This window comes from Mycobacterium sp. AZCC_0083, assembly GCF_014202335.1.
Lineage (GTDB): Bacteria > Actinomycetota > Actinomycetes > Mycobacteriales > Mycobacteriaceae > Mycobacterium.
In genome coordinates this window covers 19500-40327 of the sequence record NZ_JACHGP010000033.1, presented here as the reverse complement: position 1 = coordinate 40327, position 20828 = coordinate 19500, and the positions used below count along the sequence as shown (strand labels likewise).

General features: G+C 67.2%; 21 protein-coding genes. 13 read left to right on the top strand and 8 right to left on the bottom strand.

What is annotated here, in order from left to right:
* Positions 1–131: 131 nt before the first annotated feature.
* The 5 genes from HNP02_RS41820 to HNP02_RS41800 all read left to right on the top strand — a co-directional run bounded on the left by HNP02_RS41820 (position 132) and on the right by HNP02_RS41800 (position 2937).
* Entirely contained in the window at positions 132–545 is a 414-nt protein-coding gene (locus HNP02_RS41820) for a nitroreductase family deazaflavin-dependent oxidoreductase (RefSeq protein ID WP_309241892.1), read from the top strand.
* A 53-nt stretch (positions 546–598) separates the two neighbouring features.
* Positions 599–1315 (top strand): Clp protease N-terminal domain-containing protein, encoded by a 717-nt coding sequence (locus tag HNP02_RS41815; protein WP_184446699.1) that lies wholly within the window; start codon positions 599–601, stop codon positions 1313–1315.
* A 40-nt stretch (positions 1316–1355) separates the two neighbouring features.
* Positions 1356–1778, top strand: coding sequence for a PPOX class F420-dependent oxidoreductase (locus HNP02_RS41810; protein WP_184446698.1), 423 nt, complete (start codon positions 1356–1358; stop codon positions 1776–1778).
* Positions 1779–1845: 67 nt separating this feature from the next.
* Positions 1846–2400 carry a hypothetical protein gene (locus HNP02_RS41805; RefSeq protein WP_184446697.1) on the top strand — a complete coding sequence of 185 codons (555 nt, stop codon included), beginning with the start codon at positions 1846–1848 and terminating at the stop codon, positions 2398–2400.
* Between the two features lie 6 nt (positions 2401–2406).
* On the top strand, positions 2407–2937 hold the full coding sequence (locus tag HNP02_RS41800; protein ID WP_184446696.1) for a GNAT family N-acetyltransferase: 531 nt from the start codon (positions 2407–2409) through the stop codon (positions 2935–2937).
* On the opposite strand, the gene zapE is transcribed toward HNP02_RS41800, so the two are convergent.
* Entirely contained in the window at positions 2913–3962 is a 1050-nt protein-coding gene (gene zapE, locus HNP02_RS41795; protein WP_184446695.1) for a cell division protein ZapE, read from the bottom strand. The two genes, HNP02_RS41800 and zapE, sit on opposite strands and share 25 nt — an antisense overlap.
* Positions 3963–3996: 34 nt before the next feature.
* Here zapE and HNP02_RS41790 point away from each other — a divergent pair, with 34 nt between their 5' ends.
* The 4 genes from HNP02_RS41790 to msrB all read left to right on the top strand — a co-directional run bounded on the left by HNP02_RS41790 (position 3997) and on the right by msrB (position 8149).
* Positions 3997–4782 carry a pyrimidine reductase family protein gene (locus HNP02_RS41790; RefSeq protein WP_309241891.1) on the top strand — a complete coding sequence of 262 codons (786 nt, stop codon included), beginning with the start codon at positions 3997–3999 and terminating at the stop codon, positions 4780–4782.
* A gap of 74 nt (positions 4783–4856) precedes the next feature.
* A complete protein-coding gene (locus HNP02_RS41785; RefSeq protein ID WP_184446693.1) occupies positions 4857–6425 on the top strand; it encodes an alpha/beta hydrolase in 1569 nt (522 codons plus the stop codon).
* Between the two features lie 36 nt (positions 6426–6461).
* Positions 6462–7733 carry an arabinofuranan 3-O-arabinosyltransferase gene (gene aftC, locus HNP02_RS41780; protein WP_184446692.1) on the top strand — a complete coding sequence of 424 codons (1272 nt, stop codon included), beginning with the start codon at positions 6462–6464 and terminating at the stop codon, positions 7731–7733.
* Positions 7730–8149, top strand: a complete 420-nt coding sequence (gene msrB / locus HNP02_RS41775) for a peptide-methionine (R)-S-oxide reductase MsrB (protein ID WP_184446691.1) — start codon at positions 7730–7732, stop codon at positions 8147–8149. Before aftC ends, msrB begins: the two co-directional genes overlap by 4 nt.
* Here msrB and HNP02_RS41770 read toward each other — a convergent pair.
* The 4 genes from HNP02_RS41770 to hemE all read right to left on the bottom strand — a co-directional run bounded on the left by HNP02_RS41770 (position 8124) and on the right by hemE (position 13814).
* Positions 8124–10445: a bifunctional diguanylate cyclase/phosphodiesterase gene (locus HNP02_RS41770; protein ID WP_184446690.1), complete on the bottom strand. Its 2322-nt coding sequence runs from the start codon at positions 10443–10445 to the stop codon at positions 8124–8126. The two genes, msrB and HNP02_RS41770, sit on opposite strands and share 26 nt — an antisense overlap.
* 234 nt (positions 10446–10679) lie before the next feature.
* The gene (hemQ, locus tag HNP02_RS41765; RefSeq protein ID WP_184446689.1) at positions 10680–11372 is read right to left on the bottom strand and encodes a hydrogen peroxide-dependent heme synthase; all 693 of its coding nucleotides are present in this window, start codon (positions 11370–11372) and stop codon (positions 10680–10682) included.
* A 28-nt stretch (positions 11373–11400) separates the two neighbouring features.
* Positions 11401–12759 (bottom strand): protoporphyrinogen oxidase, encoded by a 1359-nt coding sequence (locus HNP02_RS41760; RefSeq protein ID WP_184446688.1) that lies wholly within the window; start codon positions 12757–12759, stop codon positions 11401–11403.
* Between the two features lie 5 nt (positions 12760–12764).
* A complete protein-coding gene (hemE, locus tag HNP02_RS41755; RefSeq protein WP_184446687.1) occupies positions 12765–13814 on the bottom strand; it encodes a uroporphyrinogen decarboxylase in 1050 nt (349 codons plus the stop codon).
* 123 nt (positions 13815–13937) lie between these two features.
* Here hemE and HNP02_RS41750 point away from each other — a divergent pair, with 123 nt between their 5' ends.
* Both HNP02_RS41750 and HNP02_RS41745 read left to right on the top strand, forming a co-directional pair.
* The gene (locus HNP02_RS41750; RefSeq protein ID WP_221318633.1) at positions 13938–14474 is read left to right on the top strand and encodes a DUF3000 domain-containing protein; all 537 of its coding nucleotides are present in this window, start codon (positions 13938–13940) and stop codon (positions 14472–14474) included.
* A gap of 1 nt (position 14475) precedes the next feature.
* On the top strand, positions 14476–15768 hold the full coding sequence (locus tag HNP02_RS41745; protein WP_184446685.1) for a ribonuclease D: 1293 nt from the start codon (positions 14476–14478) through the stop codon (positions 15766–15768).
* Positions 15769–15877: 109 nt separating this feature from the next.
* Here HNP02_RS41745 and HNP02_RS41740 read toward each other — a convergent pair whose 3' ends face one another.
* Positions 15878–16282, bottom strand: coding sequence for a DoxX family protein (locus HNP02_RS41740; RefSeq protein WP_255507539.1), 405 nt, complete (start codon positions 16280–16282; stop codon positions 15878–15880).
* Positions 16283–16337: 55 nt separating this feature from the next.
* Here HNP02_RS41740 and HNP02_RS41735 point away from each other — a divergent pair, with 55 nt between their 5' ends.
* Positions 16338–16946 (top strand): TetR/AcrR family transcriptional regulator, encoded by a 609-nt coding sequence (locus HNP02_RS41735; protein WP_184446683.1) that lies wholly within the window; start codon positions 16338–16340, stop codon positions 16944–16946.
* Between the two features lie 84 nt (positions 16947–17030).
* Complete coding sequence (locus HNP02_RS41730) at positions 17031–18680, top strand: FAD-dependent monooxygenase (RefSeq protein ID WP_184446682.1); 1650 nt, start codon at positions 17031–17033, stop codon at positions 18678–18680.
* A gap of 95 nt (positions 18681–18775) precedes the next feature.
* Here HNP02_RS41730 and HNP02_RS41725 read toward each other — a convergent pair whose 3' ends face one another.
* Together HNP02_RS41725 and HNP02_RS41720 are read right to left on the bottom strand one after the other, a co-directional pair.
* Entirely contained in the window at positions 18776–19702 is a 927-nt protein-coding gene (locus tag HNP02_RS41725; RefSeq protein ID WP_184446681.1) for an alpha/beta fold hydrolase, read from the bottom strand.
* A gap of 115 nt (positions 19703–19817) precedes the next feature.
* Complete coding sequence (locus HNP02_RS41720; protein ID WP_184446680.1) at positions 19818–20828, bottom strand: zinc-binding dehydrogenase; 1011 nt, start codon at positions 20826–20828, stop codon at positions 19818–19820.

Below are 20828 nucleotides of genomic sequence, written 5' to 3'. Positions count from 1 at the left end.
ACGACAGTGCTCACCGGCCGGCGGCTCGGTAATCAGCCTCCCGCTCGAGAACCAAGATCCCCGTCAAGGACACGCTGATCGACTCCCATTAGGCGTGGAATAGCCCCGCATCCAACGATGTTGCGCCCACCGTGACTGAACTGAGCCCCACTGAGTGGGTACGCGAACAAACCGAGGCCATTCTGGCGAACGGCACCACCGACGGCGTCGAGGTTCTCGACCGACCGATCGTGCTGTTCACCACGACCGGCGCCAAGTCCGGTAAGAAGCGCTACGTGCCGCTGATGCGCGTCGAGAAGGACGGGCACTACGCGATGGTCGCCTCCAAGGGTGGCGATCCGCAGCACCCGGTCTGGTACCACAACGTGAAGGCGCACCCCGAGGTGACGGTGCAGGACGGCGACAAGGTCGCGACGCTGACCGCCCGCGAGATCGAGGGCGCCGAACGCGAGCAGTGGTGGAAGCTCGCGGTCGAGGCGTATCCGCCCTATGCCGAGTACCAAACCAAGACCACGCGGTTGATCCCGGTCTTCGTCGTCGAATAGCGACCCGTCAACCACTGGTTGACGAACACGGTGCGTCAACTTACAGTTGACGCATGATCAAACCCAGCCAGATCACCGCCCCGGTCCGCCTCGACGACCTCATCACCGCGATCAAGACCGTCCACGAAGATCCGCTGGAACAGTTGATGGACGCCGTCCTGGCTGCCGAGGCACTCGGCGAAGTGGCCGACCACCTGATCGGCCACTTCGTCGATCAGGCCCGCCGGTCCGGCGCCTCGTGGACCGACATCGGCAAGAGCATGGGCGTCACCAAACAGGCCGCGCAGAAGCGGTTCGTCCCGAAGGCCGGCGCAGACCCGATCGACCCGAGCGAGGGCTTCAATCGGTTCACGCCGCGGGCCCGCAACGTCGTCGTCGAATCCCAGAACAAGGCCCACGCGGCCCGCAACCAGGAGATCGGGCCCGCCCACCTCCTGCTGGCACTGTTCACCGACCCCGACTCGGTGGCCACCCGACTGCTCGCCGGGCAAGGCGTCGACGAGGCCGCCGCCGCTGCCGTGGCGACGCTTCCCCCTGGGGGCGACGAATCTCCTGCGCTGATCCCGTTCAGCGGGGCTGCCCGCAAGGTGCTGGAGCTGACGTTCCGCGAGGCACTTCGCTTGGGGCACAACTACATCGGCACCGAACACATCCTGCTTGCGCTCCTCGAGGCCGAGGACGGCGACGGCCCCTTGCACACCCTCGGAGTCGACAAACAGCGAACCGAGGACGAGATCATCGCCGTGCTCCGCTCGCTGACCGAAAAGTGATCCGGGAATGAAACCGGCGCGACAGCGGTAGAACTGATTCATGAAACTCGACGATTCTGCACGCGCGCTCATCGGCAACGGCGCGGACGCCACACTGGTCACCATCAATGCCGACGGCAGCCCGCAGGTCTCCGTGGTCTGGGTGGCCCTGCAGTCGACGCCCGATGGCGACGAACTCGTCAGCGCGCACCTGAGCGAGTACAAGAAGACCCGCAACATCCGACGCGAACCGCGGGTGGCCGTCACCATCGTGGCCCCACCCAGCCCGGGCCAGCAGACGCAGTACCTGTCGATCCTCGGCACGGCACGGATCGTCGAGGGCGGCGCGCCGGAGCTGCTCACCGAGTTGGCCGAAGTGATGCTCGGGTCGAGCGAGCACTTCCCGCCACCCAACTCACCGGCGGGGTTGCTGACCCGAATCCGCATCGAGAAGGTCGGCGGCCTCGGCCCCTGGACGGCCTGACCGCCGATCGCCCTCTGGCCGCCGCGCGGGTATGCCAAGATGCGAGGCAGCAATAGGGAGGCTAGACATGCGTCGCTGGTTGGTGTTCTTGATCGGGGTGGTGACAGCGGTGGCCATCGGCTCGGGTGTTGGGGTGGCTCCACCCGCCACCGCGGCGCCACCCGCCTCGGCCCCGGGCATCCCGATCGGCAACCTCGGTGACACCCTGCGCGTCGAATACAAGGGCATCGTCGCCGACGTGATCGTCCACGACGTGCTTCCCACCGACGCCCCGCCGGGATACACGCCGAACGGCTCACCGCGCTGGCGTGATCAGGGCGGTCCCTGGCGGGTGCCGATCACCGTTCACGTGATCCAGACGCCGAACCCGTTCGTCGCGTCCATCGCGTTCGGCTTCACCGGCGTGACGCCGTATGGCGATGCCTACGCGCAGAAGAACACCGACGCGCCCGACTCCCTGACGACCGCGCTGCAGAACGCGCCTGCCGGCTCGACGGTCGACGGCGCCGTGTACTGGCAGGTCTACCGCGACCTCGTCACCAACGTCGTCCTGCTCAACCCTCAATCCGGCACCCGCCTGGCGCAGTGGAACATCTGGCAGCCGGGAACGCCACTACCCTGACGCGGTATGGCTGTCCTGGTCGCTTCGCCAACTGAGCACGACCTACCCGAACTCGCCGACGTCGCGGCACGCACGTTCCCGCTGGCGTGCCCACCGTCGACCGGGCCCGACGACGTCGCCGCGTTCATCGCCGAGAACCTCTCGCAAGCCCGGTTCTCCGACTACCTCGCCGACCCCGAACGAACGGTGCTGACCGCCCGCGCGGACGGCCGGATCCTGGGCTACGCCATGCTGATTCGTGGCGTCACCGATGATGACGACGTCCAGCGCGCAGTGCCGCAGCGACCCGCCGTCGAACTGTCCAAGATGTACGTGCTGCCCGACGTGCACGGCGCGGGCGTCTCGGCCGCGCTGATGGCCTCCGCGCTGGACGAGGCCCGCGCACTCGGCGCCACGTGCGTATGGCTTGGCGTCAACCAGGAAAACCAACGCGCCCAACGGTTCTACGCCAAGCACGGCTTCGTGACGGGCGGCACCAAGACCTTCCGGCTGGGCTCAGAGATCGAGAACGACTACGTGATGGTGCGACCCGTCTGACCCGCTTTGGTCAGTGCCAACAGCCGCGACGTCGCCCTCAGGTACTTCTTGCGGAACCCACCCGCCAGCATCTCCTCGCTGAAGATGGTGTCCAGCTTGGTGCCGGACGCCACCACCGGGATGCCCGCGTCGTAGAGCCGGTCGGTCAGCGACACCAGCCGCAGCGCCACACTCTGGTCGTCGAGTGGATGCACGTCAGTGATGAAGACCTCGGTCACGTTTTCGATGAGCGCCAGGTAGCGCGACGGATGCATGGTCGCCAGATGCGCGCACAGCGCGTCGAAGTCGTCGAGCGTTGCGCCGGACACGTCGGCCGCCGCGGCGCGGACGTCGTCGTCGGACGGTGGGTTCGGCGCAGGCGGCAGGTCACGATGCCGGTAGTCCGGACCGTCGATCCGCACGGTGGTGAAGATCTGCGCCAGCGTATTGATCTCTCGCAGGAAGTCCTGCGCGGCGAACCGGCCCTCCCCCAATTGCTCGGGCAGCGTGTTCGACGTCGCCGCGATCGAGACGCCGCGCTCGACCAGTTGCGAGAGCAGCCGCGAGATCAGCGTCGTGTTGCCCGGGTCGTCCAATTCGAACTCGTCGATGCACACCACCACGTAATCGGCGAGCAGTTCGATGCATTCGACGAAGCCGAAAACCCCTGCCAGCTGGGTGAGTTCGCCGAACGTGGCGAACGCGACCGGTCCGGCATCAGCGGCGGCGAGTTGGTAGTACGCCGACGCCAGAAGGTGGGTCTTGCCGACGCCGAACCCGCCGTCGAGGTACACCCCGACACCCGGGAGCACCTCGCGTTTGCCGAACAACTTCTTCTTGCCTGCCCGCCGCTGGACGGCCTGCTCGCAGAACTGGCGGCACGCCTGCACCGCCGCGGTCTGCGACGGCTCGGCCGGATCCGGCCGGTAGGTATCGAAGCGGACGTCAGCGAAAGTCGGTGGCGGGACCAGTCCCGCGATCAGCCGCTCGGGCGTCACGCGGGGATGTCGATCGGTCAGATGAGCGACGGCGCTGGCCCCATGCATGCAGGCACCCTATCGACGTGTTGAAATTGACCCCGTGCCCGATGCCGATCAAGCGACTCAGCTCACAGAGCTGACTGCCGTCGGCAACGCCTTCGATACGGAGGACGACGCCCGCCTTGCGGCGTTCTACTCCTACCCCGACGGCCTCGAGCGCTGCTGGGTGCGGGCCAACATGATCTCCAGCCTCGACGGTGGCGCCACCGACGACGGCAAGGCTGGTGGCCTGGCCGGGCAGGGCGATCGTGCGCTCTTCGCCCGGATGCGGCAGGAAGCCGACGTCATCGTGGTCGGCGCGGCCACCGTGCGCATCGAGAACTACTCCGGCGCCCAGATGTCCATCGCGCAACGCCAGGAGCGACAGAGCAGAGGCCAGGCCGAGGTACCGCCCATCGCCGTCATCACCCACGGCGCCGACTTCGAGCACGACGCCAAGCTGTTCACCCACGCCGAAGTTCCACCGCTGATCCTGACCTGCCGCGAGGGCGCCGATGAAGCCAGGCACCGGTTCGGCGCGCTGGCCGACGTGATCGACGCCTCCGGCCGTCACACCGACCGCGTCGACCCGGTGGCGGTGCTCAACATCCTGGACCGGCGCGGCATGCGCCGCGTGCTCACCGAGGGCGGTCCGTCGCTGCTCAGCCTGTTCATCGTGGGCGACCTGCTCGACGAATTGTGCGTGACGATCGCCCCGATCCTGGTCGGTGGACAGGCCAGGCGAATCGCCAGCGGTTCGGGCGAGTCACACACCCGGATGCGGCGCAGCCATGTACTCAGCGACGACGAGGGCTACCTGTACACCCGCTACGTCAAAGCCGATTGAGGTCGGGCGGCTGGGTGGGAGAACACCTGGGCGGTTGGTCGGGCCACTACCCGGCGATCGCTACTGTGGTCAGCATGCGTCGGCGTAGTCAGCTGCTCCAGGCCCTGTGCCTGTCGACCGTGGTGTCGGTCGTCGTCGTCGGCTGCGCACCCGGACTTGCCGCAAACCCGCGCTTCGCCACCGACTCAGGCGCCCACCCCCAGGGCGAGCCGCAGACCACCTCCGTCAAGCCGGGACCACCGGGAATCGTCGCCCCGAAGAACGACCTGTCGTGGCGGGACTGCACGTCGCGGGTGTTCAACGACGCCGGCGTCCAGGCCCTCCCCGGCGTATCGCTGGATTGCGCGAGTTACGACGCCGACCTCGACTCCCTCAACGGAGCCACCGGCACCTTGAGCATCGGCGTCGTGCGGGCCAAGTCGGTGGGCACGCCTGCCGACGCCGGACCCCTCGTGATGACCACAGGTTCCGACATGCCGACGTCGGTGCAACTGCCGATCTGGCTGTCACGCAACGGCACCGACGTGCTCAAGTCCCACCCCATCGTCTCGGTCGACCGGCGCGGGATGGGCATGTCGGGCGACCTGGACTGCCGCGACCTGTTCGACCGGCAGGAGATGCTCGACCAGGCGCAGTTCGAGTCCGGCGACGACCCGGTGGCCAATCTCGGCGCGATCGTGCAGACCGCCACCACCAGCTGCACCGACACCATCGCGCCCGGCGATTCCGCGTACGACAACGCGCACGCCGCCGAGGACATCGAGCGGCTGCGCAGCACATGGGACGTGCCGACGCTGGCCCTGCTCGGCATCGGCAACGGCGCGCAGGTGGCGCTGGCGTACGCGGGTTCGCATCCGAACAAGGTGTCGCGGCTGATCCTCGATTCGCCGCTGCCGCTGGGCATCGCCGCCGAAGCCGCAGCCGAGCAGAAGGTGAAGGGCCAGCAGGCCGCGTTGGATGCGTTCGCCGCCCAGTGCTCGGCAGCCAACTGCCCATTGGGCGCCGACCCCAAGGGCGCGATCGACGCCATGCTGAAGGCCGCCCGCGACGGTCGCGGACCCGGCGGTGCGTCGGTGGCCACGCTGGCCGACGCCATCACCACCGCGCTGGGCTTCCCGAAGGGCGACCGCGCCAGTTCCACCAACGGCCTCGCCAGCGCGCTGGCGGCGGCCCGCGGCGGCGACGCCAACCAGCTCAACAACCTGATCACCCAAGCCGACACGCTGCGCCAGAGCGACGGCCAGTTCGTCAACTCCTGCAGTGACGCGCTGAACCGCCCGACCCCCGACCGGGTCCGCGAGCTCGTCGTCGAGTGGGGCAAGCTCTACCCGCAGTTCGGCACCGTCGGCGCACTGAGCCTGGTAAAGTGCCTGAACTGGCCAAGCGGAGCACCGCCACAGGAGCCGAAGGACCTCAAGATCCCCGTGCTGCTGCTCGGCGTGCAGAGCGATCCGATCGTCGGCAACGAGGGCGTCGCCGCCGTCGCCGCGACCATCATCAACGCCGGCGCGCAGAACCGCCGCGTGATGTGGCAGGGCATCGGCCACGGCGCCTCCGTCTACACGCCGTGCGCACTGCCGCCGGTGCTGGCGTATCTCGACTCGGGCAATCTGCCGGGCACCGACACGTACTGCCCCGCCTAGGCCTGCCGCCCGACGACGCCGTTATAGGGTGCGCTGGTGGCGGTACCCGACTCCTTGCTCAATGCCTTTCGGCCCCGCACCTCCCCATCGACCGCCGCGACGGTGTTGCGGTCGGCGCTCTGGCCCGTCGCGATCCTGTCGATCATCCATCGCAGCTACGTGCTGGCGACCAACGGCTACATCACCGATGACTTCGGTCCGGTCTACCGCGCGGTCGTCAACTTCAAAATGGGCTGGGACATCTACAACGAGCACTTCGACTACGTAGACCCGCACTACCTGTATCCGCCAGGCGGCACGCTGCTCCTGGCCCCCTTCGGCTATCTGCCGGTCGACGCGTCGCGGTACTGGTTCATCTTCTTCAACAGCGTCGCCATCCTGCTGGCGGCCTACTTCCTGTTGCGGCTGTTCAAGTTCTCGCTCTCCTCGGTCGCGGCACCGGCCCTGCTGCTGGCCATGTTCTGCACCGAGAGCGTCACCAACACGCTGGTGTTCACCAACATCAACGGCTGCATCCTGCTGTGCGAGGTGTTGTTCTTCCGCTGGCTTCTGGATGGCAAGGTCAACCATCAGTGGTGGGCAGGCGTGGCCGTCGGACTGACGCTGGTCATCAAACCCTCGCTGTTGCCGTTGTTGTTGCTGCCGTTGCTGAACCGGCAGTGGCGGGCACTGGTCCCCGCCATCGGAGTGCCGCTGCTGTTCAACGCCGCCGCCTGGCCGTTGGTGAGCGACCCGATGAACTTCGTCCGCGGCACCGTGCCCTACATCTTCGCCACGCGCGACTACTTCAACAGCTCGATCCTCGGCAACGGCATCTACTACGGCCTGCCGATGTGGCTGATCCTGTTGCTGCGCATCGTCTTCGGGTTGCTCGCGGTGGGGAGTCTGTGGCTGCTGTACCGCTACTACCGCGAGCGCGACCCGCTGTTCTGGATGTTGACGTCCTCGGGTGTGCTGCTGATCGCGACGTTCCTGGTGACGGCTCTTGGTCAGGGCTACTACTCGATGATGCTGTTCCCGTTCCTCATGACGGTGGTGCTGGCGAATTCGGTGATCCGCAACTGGGTCGCCTGGCTGGCCATCTACGGCTTCATGACGATGGATCGCTGGCTGCTCGGACACTGGCCGACGACGGGGCGGGCACTGGAGTATCTGCGGATCACCTACGGCTGGTCGCTGATGCTGATCGTGGTGTTCTGCGTCCTGTACTACCGCTATCTCGACGCGAAGGCGGACGGCCGCCTCGACGAAGGCATCGATCCGCAGTGGCTGACGCCGGACCGGCAGCGCGCTAGCGTGGAACCATGACCGCTTCTTCAGGCCCGAAGGTTCAGCTGACCGACGACGAGTGGCGCAAGAAGCTAACCCCGCAGGAGTTCGCGGTGCTGCGTCAGGCCGGCACGGAGCGGCCCGGCGTCGGCGAATACACCGACACCAAGACCGAAGGCATCTACCAGTGCCGGGCGTGCGGCGCTGAGTTGTTCCGCAGCACCGAGAAATTCGATTCGCACTGCGGCTGGCCGTCGTTCTTCGACCCTGCCGACTCCGATGCGGTGATCCTGCACACCGACGACTCGCTCGGCATGCACCGCGTCGAGGTGATCTGCGCGAACTGCCACAGCCACCTTGGTCACGTGTTCGAGGGCGAGGGCTATCCGACGCCGACCGACCAGCGCTACTGCATCAACTCGATCTCGCTCAAGCTGGTACCGGACGCGACCTAGACACGCTGCGGGCCTCTGAGACCATCCCGAATATCGCATCTGCGCTGACCGGTGGGCTGAAGTAGAAACCCTGGGCGACCTCGCAGCCGCACTCGCGCAGCGTAAATGCCGTCTCCGCGTTCTCAACGCCCTCGGCAACGGTCGTCACACCCAGCACATGCGCCAGGTCGACGACGGCGCGAACGACCGCGGCGGCCCTCCGATCGACAAGAATGGGTGCTATGAACTGCTTGTCGAGCTTCAGTTCATCGATGGGCAGTTCCCGCAGGTAGCACAGCGCGGAGTAGCCGCTGCCGAAGTCATCGATCGCGATTCGAACTCCGTGCTCGCGCAAGCGGTGCAGCACCGTCCGCGTGCGCTCGATGTCGTCGAGAAACAGGTCCTCGGTGATCTCGACGGTCAGAGTGCCCGCACCCAGACCTCGTTCGGCGAGCGCATGCGCGATCTTGGTGGGTAAGTCCAGGCTGCCCATCGACGGCGCGAAGATGTTGATGGCAACCGGCACGCCGACGGCTCGCCCCTTCCAGTGCGCGGCATCGTCGAGGGCCCGGACAAGCACCACTTCGGTTACCGCACGCATGAGGCCGTGCTGGCGCACCAGAGGCAGAAAGCGCTCCGGGCCAAGCACGCCGAGTTCGGGGTGCGGCCACCGGACCAGGGCTTCGACGCCAACGATCTCGGCGCTGCGCAGATCGAACTTCGGCTGGTAGACGACGCTCAAGTCGCCATGGTCGACCGCGTGGCGCAATTGGCCCAGCAACCGCACCGCGCTTGCCCCGGTGCGTCCGCCACTTCCGTGAAATTTCCCGGAGTCGATCAAGTGCATGTCCGCGGTGAAGTTGTGCACGCCGCCAGTTCGCGACCGTTTCGCCGAGTACATCGCCACATCAGCCTGTTTCAGCAGCGCCTCGGCGGAAAGATCCGGGCCGTCGGCCGGCGCGACGGCAAGTCCGACACTGGGCCGAAGCAGCAGGTCGTGCCCGTCGACGACGAACGGTTCATCGAATGCTTGCATCACCCGATGGGCGACGAAACGCGAGTGTTCGGATGGGCCCTCCATTAGGACGGCGAACTCGTCGCCGCCCAGCCGCGCGACCGTGTCGCCCGTCCGCACGCAGCCGAGAATCCGTTCTGCGGCCAGAGCCAGCAATGCGTCTCCGGCGGGATGCCCGAGACTGTCGTTGACGAGTTTGAAATCGTCGAGATCCAGCGACAACACCGTCACCGACTGCTCGTCGCGCTGGTGCAGTTGCATCGCATGCGTCAGGCGGTCGTGGAAGAGCGCCCGGTTCGCCAGACCGGTAAGCGGGTCGCGCAACGCCTGATCGGCCACTACGTCCAACAGCCGCCGGTTTTCGCCGACCACGACGAACTGCCGCGCCAGCACCGCGATCATCAGCAACATCGATGTCGCGATGACCGGGCCCAATCCGGGTATGGGCATGAACTTCGGACCGCACACCACGGCGGCCGGCACCAGCGGCAGGTATGGCAACCACATCGACGCCCGCGAGGTCACCTCCGCCTTCCGCTCTTCGGTATGCGGCGCCCGGAGACTGACCAGTGCCGCCATGCTCAGCATCAGCAATGCCGCCACCCAACCCACGTCGATGACGCTGCCGCTGAAATAGGTGTCGTTAGCAGTCAGGTAGGCAAATGCGCTGTCGGACAGCGCATTCAATACACTCCCCGCGGTCAGCAACAACAATGTCAGCCGTTGACCGGTGTGAGCCCGGCCGAGCACCAACAACGCCACCGTGACCACCACGATGTCAGTCACGGGATAGGCGAACGAAACGCCGGCCGCGAATCGGCTCTCGACGCCTGCCTCAAAGAGGCTTTGCAGGACGAGCACCCAGGACATCGCGAACAACGCGCCGGCGACGATCAGCCCGTCTAGCACAAGACGGACTCGAGAAGAACTCGTATATCCGACGGGAAACAACACCAGCGCCAAACACGCGCCAATCGGGAACATCAGATAGGCGATGTCCGCCACCGATGGGAACGGGGACTCCTCCATCCCGAGCACCAACTGGTAGTAGGCCCAGATCACCTCGCCCACAGCCCATCCGCCCAGCCCAACCGTCAGGCAGATCCATGCGCTTCGCTGCCGGCCACGAGCCGCCTGCGCGGCCAACCCCGCACAGACGGTGGCGAACACGGCGAAGACAATCAATCCGAGGTCGTCGACGACTCGGACCGTCGACTCGCCGCCCCACCCACCGATCAACCACGCGGCGAACACGATTGCTGTCCCCGTGGCGATTCCCGCGGCCCACGCGATCTTCGACATCAATGAAAGGCTAGCAACATCTCACGGAGTAAGACGGTTAACTCGACATTTCGTTTGCCATGACAAAGATGCAGGGGACTTTATACAGCGAAAATGGCATCGTTTCGATCGAACGAACATTGCCACATCGATGATGATGCTCGTAGCCATGCATCTGCAGTGAGATTCAGCAAATATTCTCGCGGCATCCGAGTGCCGAGTGCGAAACCCCGCCGGGGCCCGGCTGGGCTGGATTCAGGGCAGCCGGGAAATCAGTTCCTCGACCGCCACCCGCGGACCGGTGAAGAACGGCGTCTCCTCGCGGACGTGGCGGCGGGCGTCGGTGTAGCGCAGCTTCCACATCAATTCGACGATCCGGCCAAGGTCCGGGCCCTCGAACGCGAGGATCCACTCATAGTCGCCAAGCGCGAACGCGGGCACTGTGTTGGCCCGCACGTCCGGGTACTCGCGGCCCGCCATGCCGTGCTCGACGAGCATCTTGCGCCGCTCGTCGTCGGGCAGCAGGTACCAGTCCAGGGAGCGGACGAAGGGATACACGCAGACGTAGTCGCCGGGGTCCTCGCCCGCGATGAATGCCGGGACGTGGCTCTTGTTGAACTCGGCGGGGCGGTGCAGGGCGACCACGCTCCAGATCGGGTCGCTGGCCAGGCCGAGCGTCGTGCGCCGGAATGCCCGGTAGGTGGCCTGGAGGTCCTCGACGCGCTCGGCGTGCGTCCAGATCATGTAGTCGGCGTCCGCACGGAAGCCCGCGACGTCGTAGAGGCCGCGGACGGTCACACCGCCCTCCTCCTGCTGCTTGAGGAAGGTCGCGGTCTCGTCGACCACCGCCGCACGCTCCTCACCGAGCGCTTCGGGTTGCACGGCGAAGACCGAGATCATCATGTAGCGCTGCATGGAGTTGAGTGCGTCGTAGTCGAGCTTGGCCATGACCTCATCCTGCCACTCGTCGTCGGGCCTAACGCGTCGCTGTCGCGACCGTCACCTCCGCCGCCGCCCTCGCGCCCGACCCGACGCAGGCAGGCACCCCGATCCCGTCGAGGTAGCCACCGGCGACCGCAATCGTCGGCGGCAGGCCTGCCCGCAATTCGGCGACCAGCGCGGCGTGCCCCGGCCCGTATTGCGGCATTGCGTCGATCCAGCGATGCACGTGGCAGTCCACCGGTTCCTGGGTGATGCCGAAGACTCCTGCGAGGTCGGCGGCCGCCCATGCCAGCAGCTCCTCGTCACCTGCGTTGCGGGCCAGCTGATCGCCGAACCGGCCGAACGACAGCCGTACCAACTCGACGTTTCCGCGCCGCCCCCACTTGCGCGACGTCAGCGTCATTGCCTTGGCGTGCAACGGTTCTCCCCCGGCCACCAGCACGCCGGACTGCTCGGGCATCGGTGTGCCGCCTGGCAGAGCCAGCACCACCAGCGCCGTCGAGGCCACCTCGATGCGACTGGACGCCGCGGCGGTCCGTGGGGCGACGTATTCGATCAGCCGGCGCAGCCGGGGCGCGGGCACCGCGAGCACCACCCCGTCGGCGTCCCAGCGCACGCCCTCGTCGTCGACCAGAGCCCAGCCGCCGATCGCCCTGTCGACCCGCTGCACGCCGACCTGCGCCCACTGGAATCCGGCCCGCCTGACGAGCTCATCGATCAGTACCTGGTAACCGCCGTCGACGGCGCCGAAGATCGATTCGCCTGTCGGCGCCGGTAGCACCTCGCGCACCGCATCGGTGAGTGTCCGCGCGCCCCGATCGAGGGCGGCGGCCAGCGATGGCAGCGCCGCGCGCAGACCGATCGTCGCCGCCGACCCGGCGTACACCCCGGCCAGCAGCGGGTCGACCGACCGCGTCACCACCTGATCCCCGAAGCGGCTGCCGACCAGTTCGGCCACCGTCGGGTCGGCGCCCTTGCGCCACGACAACGGCCGTGTGCGTTCGTCATCGATGCGGGCGACGGTCGCGTCGTCCACCAACCCCGCGAGGGAGGAGGCCTGGGCAGGAACGCCCTGCAGCGTGCCCTGCGGCATCGGGTGCAGCCGACCGCCGCTGTAGATGAGCGGGCGCACCCCCGTCGTGCCAATCTGCCTGCCTGCCAGACCCAGTTCGGCGAGCAGCGCCACCACCTCGGGACGCCGGGTGATGAAGGCCTCCGCGCCGACGTCGACGGGCTGGCCGCCCACCCGCTCGGTGCGCAGGACACCCCCGAGACGGTCGGCGGGGTCGAACACCGTGATCGACGCGCCCGGGCCCGCGGCCACCCGCAACCGGTATGCCGCGACGAGGCCCGAAATGCCGCCGCCGACAACGCAATAGCGTAGTGGGTACACCGGATTCACAACGTGTGCACCAGAGCGACGGCATCCGTCACGATGCCGGGGTCGGTGGGCGGCAGCACCCCGTGACCGAGGTTGAAGACATGGCCGGTGGCTCCCGCATCGATGGCGCGGCGGCCGTCTTCGACGACGGAGCGCACCGCGCGTTCCACCACCGGCCAGCCCGCCAGTAGCACCACCGGGTCGAGGTTGCCCTGCAGCGCCGTCCCCGGCCGGACGCGGGCGGCGGCGTCGGTCAGCGACGTGCGCCAGTCCACCCCGACCACGCTGGCGCCTGCCTCGGACATGGCGCCAAGCAGCTCTGCGGTACCCACTCCGAAGTGCGTCATCGGCACACCGTCTGTCGCCAGCGCTTCGAAGACGCGCCTGCTGTGCGGCAGCACGTACTCGCGGTAGTCGGCCAGCGACAGCGTTCCCGCCCACGAGTCGAACAGCTGGATGGCGTCGACGCCCGCGTCCAACTGGGTCCGCAGGAAGCCGATGGTGACGTCGGTCAGCGCGGTCATCAGGGCGTGCCACGTGGTCGGTTCGCCGAACATCATCGCCTTGGTGCGCTCGTGGTTGCGGCTCGGACCACCCTCCACCAGGTAGGACGCCAGCGTAAACGGCGCGCCGGCGAAGCCGATCAACGGCACGTCGCCGAGCGCGGCCACCAGCAGGTCGACCGCTTCGGCGACGGGTGCGACCGTCTCGCGCTCGAGCGGCTTGATCGCCGCGACGTCCGCGGTGGTGCGGATCGGGTGGGCGATCACCGGTCCGACGTCGGGCACGATGTCGAGGTCGATTCCCGATGCCCGCAATGGCACTACGATGTCGGAGAACAGGATGGCGGCGTCGACGCCGTGGCGCCGTACCGGCTGCAGCGTGATCTCGGTGATCAACTCGGCGTCGAAGCACGCCTGCATCATGGTGTTCTTCGCCCGCAACGCCCGATACTCGGGCAGCGAACGGCCGGCCTGGCGCATGAACCACACCGGCACGCGGTGCGGTTTGCGGCCGCCGGCTGCGGCCAGATACGACGACTCGGGCAGGTCACGGCGTTTGCTCATCGTCGACCATGCTGCCATGTGACATCACTTCGGCGCGCCTGCGCCGCGACCTGCCCCGATCCGCTAGCGTCAAACGCCGTGACCTCCGCCGAGCCGGCTCAATTCCGCGAAGCGGTGGCGGCGATGAATGCCACCACCGTGCGGCCTGAGATCGAGCTCGGACCGATCCGCCCTCCCCAGCGATTGGCACCGTTCAGCTACGCCCTCGGCGCCGAGGTCCGCCATCCCGAGACGGCGATCGTGCCCGAGCGATCCGAGGGCGACGCGTTCGGCAGGCTGATCCTGCTGCACGACCCCGAGGGCGCCGAGGCGTGGGACGGCACCATGCGGCTGGTGGCCTACATCCAGGCCGACCTTGACTCCAGCGAGGCCGTCGACCCACTGCTGCCCGAGGTGGCATGGAGTTGGCTCGTCGAAGCACTGGCCGAACACGACCAACTCGTCACCGCGCTCGGCGGCACCGTCACCGCCACCACCTCGGTGCGCTACGGCGACATCTCCGGGCCGCCGCGCGCGCACCAGCTCGAACTGCGCGCGTCGTGGACCGCGACCACCCTGGAACTGGGTCCGCACGTGCAGGCGTTCTGCGAGGTGCTCGAACACGCCGCCGGCCTGCCCCCGACCGGAGTCACCGATCTCGGCTCCCGCACGCGCGCGTGAGATGACGGACGCCCCTTCAGCCGAAGACGAGGTCGAACCCGAGGCCACCCCGCTACTGGCACCAGTGGACGGCGTGCCGAAACTCGCGGTCTACCCAAGCGAAATCGCCGACGCTGCAGAGCTTCTCGCGTCGGGCACCGGCCCGTTCGCGATCGACGCGGAGCGCGCGTCGGGCTTCCGCTACTCCAACCGCGCCTATCTGGTGCAGATCCGCCGCGCGGGTGCCGGCTCGGTGCTGATCGACCCGGTCAACCACGGCGGGGACCCGGTAGCGATCATGGCGCCCGTTGCCGCAGTGCTGGCGCAGGACGAATGGATTCTGCACGCCGCCGACCAGGACTTGCCGTGCCTTGCCGAAATCGGCATGATCCCGCCGCGACTGTACGACACCGAACTCGCGGGGCGGTTGGCCGGCTTCGACCGGGTGAACCTCGCTGCGATGGTGCAGCGGCTGCTGGGGTTGCACCTGGTGAAGGGCCACGGTGCGGCGGACTGGTCCAAGCGCCCGCTGCCCGCCGACTGGCTGAACTACGCCGCGCTGGACGTCGAAGTGCTGCTCGAACTGCGCGCTGCGGCCGCGGCCGTGCTCGCCCAGCAGGACAAGACGGAGTGGGCCGAGCAGGAGTTCGAGCACCTGCGGACCTTCGTCGCCCCACCGACCCGGCGCGACCGTTGGCGGCGCACGTCGGGCATCCACAAGATCCGCAATCCAAGGACGCTGGCCGCCGTGCGGGAGATGTGGACGACGCGCGACGAGATCGCGCAACGGCGAGACATCGCGCCAGGCCGCATCCTGCCCGACGCCGCGATCATCAACGCCGCGACCGCGGACCCGGACACCGTGCAGAAGTTGACCGCGCTGCCGGTGTTCGGTGGCTCCCGTCAACGCCGAAGCGCGCAGGTGTGGCTCGATGCGCTCGCAAGGGCCCGCACGATGGAGGAACTGCCCGCGGTGTCCGAGCCGCAGACCGGACCTCCGCCTGCGTCCCGCTGGTCACGGCGCAAGCCCGAGGCGGCCGAACGGCTTGAGGCGGCGCGAGCGGGTCTAGCCGAACTGTCGCAACGGTTTTCGGTGCCGACCGAGAATCTGCTGACCCCCGATACCGTGCGCAGGCTGTGCTGGGATTGGCAAGCCGCCGAGGACACCGACGATACCGCCGCCGTCGTCGACGCATTTCTGGTCGAGGCGGGTGCGCGGGCGTGGCAGCGGGAGCTGACGGTGCCCGTGCTGACCACGGCGCTGACGTCACCGCCCACGGCGGCACCCGAGGACACAGCCGAGCCCGAGGACTAAGACCACTCAGCCCCGGACTGACCAATCCTGCTGCGGCACCCTGCTCTACGGGATTGCCACCGCCCCTGCCTCGGGACGACTTGGCGCAGAACGTTTTTGCGCAGTGCCGTCAAGGCGCGCTGAGCAAGAGCGGGCCGATGGTTCCTGCCACGATGAGAAGCGCGCCGGGTGCAAGCGCTTCGGTACGACGTTCGCGGTTGCTGAAGTCGCCTGCTCGGCCGTGGTAGACCACCGCGCCGATCAACAGGCAGATCAAGCCGGCGGCCGCCGCGATCCCCACCGGCGCCATCCAGATCCCAGCGATGAGGCCGACGGCGCCGGCGATCTCCGAGATGCCGATCACGCGGGTGAGCGCGGGACCGACGCCAAGGCGGCGCAGGTTGGTCGCCACGCGTGGCGACATCAGGACCTTCTGCCCTCCGGCGAGCAGAAATACAAGCGCTGCAACGACACTCAGGACTGCGGCTGCGATCTGCAAGGCACACCTCTTTAAAGAGAAGGAACGTTCCCTCATTTTTAGCACCAAGCGATCAGTTGTCAAGAGCGAATGTTCGTTTTAGCCTGGGCCCATGGCCCGGATGTCCCAGGAGTACCTCGACGCGCGCCGGCGCCACATCCTCGACGCGGCCCGGCGTTGCTTCATTCGCAATGGCTTTCACGCCACGTCGGTCCAGGACATCTTGGCCGAGGCGGAACTGTCGGTTGGCGCGATGTACCGCTACTTCAAGGGCAAAGACGACATCATCGGCGCGATCGTGGCCGAGGCGCTGAGCGAGGTCGCGCGGACATTCGACGGCGCAGACATCGAGAACCCGCCGCCGTTGGACGACATCGTCGATCTCGTCCTCAACGTCGAGAAGCCGCCGCTGGCCGACACGCCCGAATCCGCCCAGCTGCTGGTGCAGATCTGGTCGGAGGCGGTCCGATCGCCGGCCCTCGCGGCACAACTGGCCGACGTGATGGCCGAAAGCCGCGCCGTGATCGGTGGCCTGGTCGCGCATCATCAGCGACGTGGGCTGATCCCGGACAACGTTCCTCCCGAAGACATCGCCCGCGTCCTCATCGCGCTCATCGACGGGTTCATGGTGCAGAGTGCGATGCCAGGGACATCTGACCCAGCGGCGTTCCGTGCCGGGTTACGGGCGCTGATGTCGGCCCGCACCCCCTCCACCAAATAGAGCGAACATTCGATCTTGACGGACACGGTATCCGATGCTCTAGTAAAAAGAACGATCATTCGTTCTATTGGACGGACATGAACCATGAACCCATCTGTTCTCATCGTCGGGGCTGGACCGACCGGGCTGGTGCTGGCCGCCGAACTGGCCAGACGCGGTGTCATGCCCCGGGTCATCGACGCCGGCCCAAGCGAGGGAAAGGAAAGCCGCGCGGTCGCGGTCGCGGCCAGATCCCTGGAAATCCTCGACGATCTCGGGATCGCGGCCAAGGCGATCGAGCAAGGAGTCCCGCTGCGTGCACTGAACTTCTATCACGGCACGACTCTGTTGGCCGAGCTCGACGTCACTGCAGTCGACTCCCCCTTCCCGATGGACCTGTGCATTGCCCAGTGGCAGACAACCGGGCTGTTGCGCGAGAAGGTCGCAGAACTCGGCGTCACGATTGAGTGGAATACCCGCTTGGCGGGCTTTCAGTCGGACGAGTCAGGCGTCACGGCGCAGATCGTCGATCGCCACGGCCGCACCGAAACATTCGAAACCGAATGGCTGGTCGGCTGCGACGGCACTCGCAGCACGGTACGGAAAACGGCCGGCATCGGTTGGGAGACAGACGATCTCCGCCGAGGGTTCATCTTGGGCGATTTCGTAGCGGACTGGAGCACGGCCCGCGACCGCTTCCACGTGTGGTTCGCCAAGCGCGGGTTGGTGGCGGTCTTCCCGATGCCTGGCGGTTACTGGCGCGCGCTCGTCAGCACACCCGATGACAGCCCGCCCCGCGCCCCGCAGCTGACCGATTTTGCCGACGCCGTCGCCGAAAGAACCCCCTTGGACCCGCACCTGCGGGATCTGCAGTGGAGTTCGTCGTTCGTCGCCGGAGAGGGGTTGGCCGCACAGTTTCGCCAGGGCCGAGTGTTACTGGCCGGCGACGCTGCCCACAGCCACAGCCCCATCGGCGGACAAGGCATGAACACCGGTATGCAGGACGCCTACAACCTCGGCTGGAAACTGGGTCTCGTAACCGCCGACGGCTGCGATCCTGCACTGCTCGACAGCTATGAGGCCGAGCGCCGTCCCGTCGCGGTGGCCGTGATCAATGCGACCACGACGGCTACTCGCGTTGCCACAGGCACCGCGCTGGTTGCCCGGCGCGCACGCCGGCATGCCTTGCGGTTCTTCAGCCAGTTCGACAGTCTCCAGCGGAAGTTCTCCAACGCCATTGGCGAGCATCTGGTCGACTACAGCGACAGCAGACTCGTTCGCGAAGACTGGTTCAACGCGGACACCGCGCCGTGGAGCGACGCGAGCAACACCGGACCCGGGGCCGGCAAGGTCGCGCCCGACGCCTACCTCGAGACGCGGTCGGGGCCGGTGGCGTTGCGACACATCTACCGAGGAACCGGCCACCACCTACTGCTCTTCGCTGCAGACGAATCCAACCCGAACACCCTCGCCGGTTGGCAGCGCCAAGCCGAGGACGTCATGGCTGGCCACGGACAGGTCCATCTGATCACCCGATGCTTCCTGCCAACAGCCCCGACGGAAGGCGTGTTCGCCGACATTCAGAGCGACGCGCACAACCGGTACGGCGTGCGCCGCTCGAGTCTCTATGTGATCCGACCCGACAAGTACATCGGCTACCGTGACGACACAATCGACTTCGCGACCGTGCACGAGTACTTCGGCGCCCTCGGCTCGCACCCAGACACTCACGCGAGCTCGCTCGGCCAGAAATGACCATTTCGGTATCCGACCGGCCCACAGGGGTTTCGCGACCTCATAGCCCGAGGAGGGAGAGACATGGCGCTGCACGTCCCATAACGGGTCACCTCTTAGACGCGCTCCGGCTGTCCGATGACGCGGTCGACGTGGGCCAAGAAGTGTTCCAACACAGCTTCCGGCGCCTCGATCTGCGGCCAGTGCGCGATGTCGCCGGCGAGCATCACGATGTCCGGGTTGGGAATGACCTCCCGATAGCGGTCGGCCATGTGCTTGCCCGAGTTGGGGTCGATGGGCCCGTCGATCAGCCGCATCGGGACCAGGGTCTCCCGCATCGCCCGCACCCAGCGATTGCGGTGGGCGTACCGGTCGGTGACGAACCTGCCGGTCTTGTGGGTCACCCGCGCTCCGTCGTTGTAGTTCAGGATCTGGTGGAACTGTTCGAGCATGCGCGGCGACGGCTTGGTGTTCGGCCCGAACATCACGTCGAGCGTGCGGTCCATGATGCGGCGCGCCACCGGAGTGCCCTGGAACCGGCTGGTGATGTCGCCCAACGGTGTTCGCGACAGCAGCTTCTGCAGCAGTCGGGGTGTGTACGTCTCGTTGAACATGCCGCCGTTCAGCCAGGTGATCGATTCGATCGCCAGGGCACCGTAGGCGTGGTCGCCTTCCTCGTAGCGCGCCAGCAGCTCCTGGCCGACGGAGTCGCCGAGATCGTGGGCCAGCACGTGGCAGGAGTCGACGTTCAAATGGTGCAGCAGCGCCTCGTGCATGTCGGCGTGGTCGTGCACCGTGTACTCATAGGCGACCGGTTTGTCCGAGAAGCCCATCCCGATCATGTCGGGGGCGATGACCGTGAACCGCTCGACCAGGGTCGGCCAGATCAGCGCCCAATCGAACGAGTTGAACGGATATCCGTGAATCAGCAGCAGAACGGGCGCTTCGCCGAATGGCCTGCCGTCGACGCGGTAGAAGATGTCGAAGCCCAGGTAGTCGAAGTACTGGCCTGCGGCCTTCCAACGTTCGAGTTCGGCATCCATGTCGAGCAGCCTAGGCGTCGGCTGTACCGGAAGCAGAGCGGCCCACTCGGCGGGACGCTCCGGCCAGACCCGCGAGATTCTCCGTCTGGCGTGGTGGTGGTCTGATCGAAATGGGTCAACTGACCGACACAGTCACCATGACTTTGTCCCCATGGCGTTGTGCCGCCGCATTGAACGCACTCGCCACCTCCACGAGTGGGTGTCGTTCGGTGACGAGCTGATCGAGATCGACACCATCGACGGCCATCGCGATAGCCCGCGAGTACGTGTCGTTCATCCGCCGCACCATCGCAAACGTCAACCCCTTGCGGCGAGCGACGGCCGCCGGAAACGACGACGCGTCCTCCGACGGAATCCCGCCGAGCGCGATGCGACCACCGGGCCTGATGGCCGCGACCGCGATCCGGATGGCGGAGTCGGTTCCCGCCACCTCGATGACGACGTCGACACCGCGGCCACCCGTCGCGTCCATTACGGCGGGGCCACCGCCTTCGGGCGTGAACGCCGCATCAGCGCCGATGCGCAGGGCCGTGGTCCTGCGATGTTCGAGGGGTTCGACGACGAAAACTCGCGATGCGCCGTGCCGACGGGCCACCTGGCAAGCAAGCACGCCGATGGGTCCGGCGCCCACCACCAGCACGTCGGACCCAGAACGCACGTGACCGAGTCCGACCGCATGGATCGCGACGCCGAGCGGCTCGAGCAGCGCGCCTGCGTCGTCGCTGAGTCGGTCCGGGAGCGGGAACAGCAGGTGGTCCGGCCAGAGGAGCTGCTCCTGCAGCGCCCCATCCAATGTGCCGTGACCGGCGAATCGCACTGTCGGACACAGGTTGTGATACCCGGCCCGGCACAGCTCGCAGGACTGGCAGGCGATGGCCGGGTCGACGGCGACGCGTCGGCCCGCATACGGGCCGGTCAACGCGACGGCCGCGAACTCGTGCCCCGGCACGACGGGGCGCTCGATCCGGTTCTCGCCGATGCCGCCGTCGGTGAACCAATGCAGGTCCGAACCGCAGATCCCCACCGACGTCACGGCGAGGCGAGACCAACCCGGCGGCGGCTCACCCGGGTTCGGTTCGTCGGCGACGCGCAAGTCGCCGACGGCGTGCAGACGGGCAGCGATCAT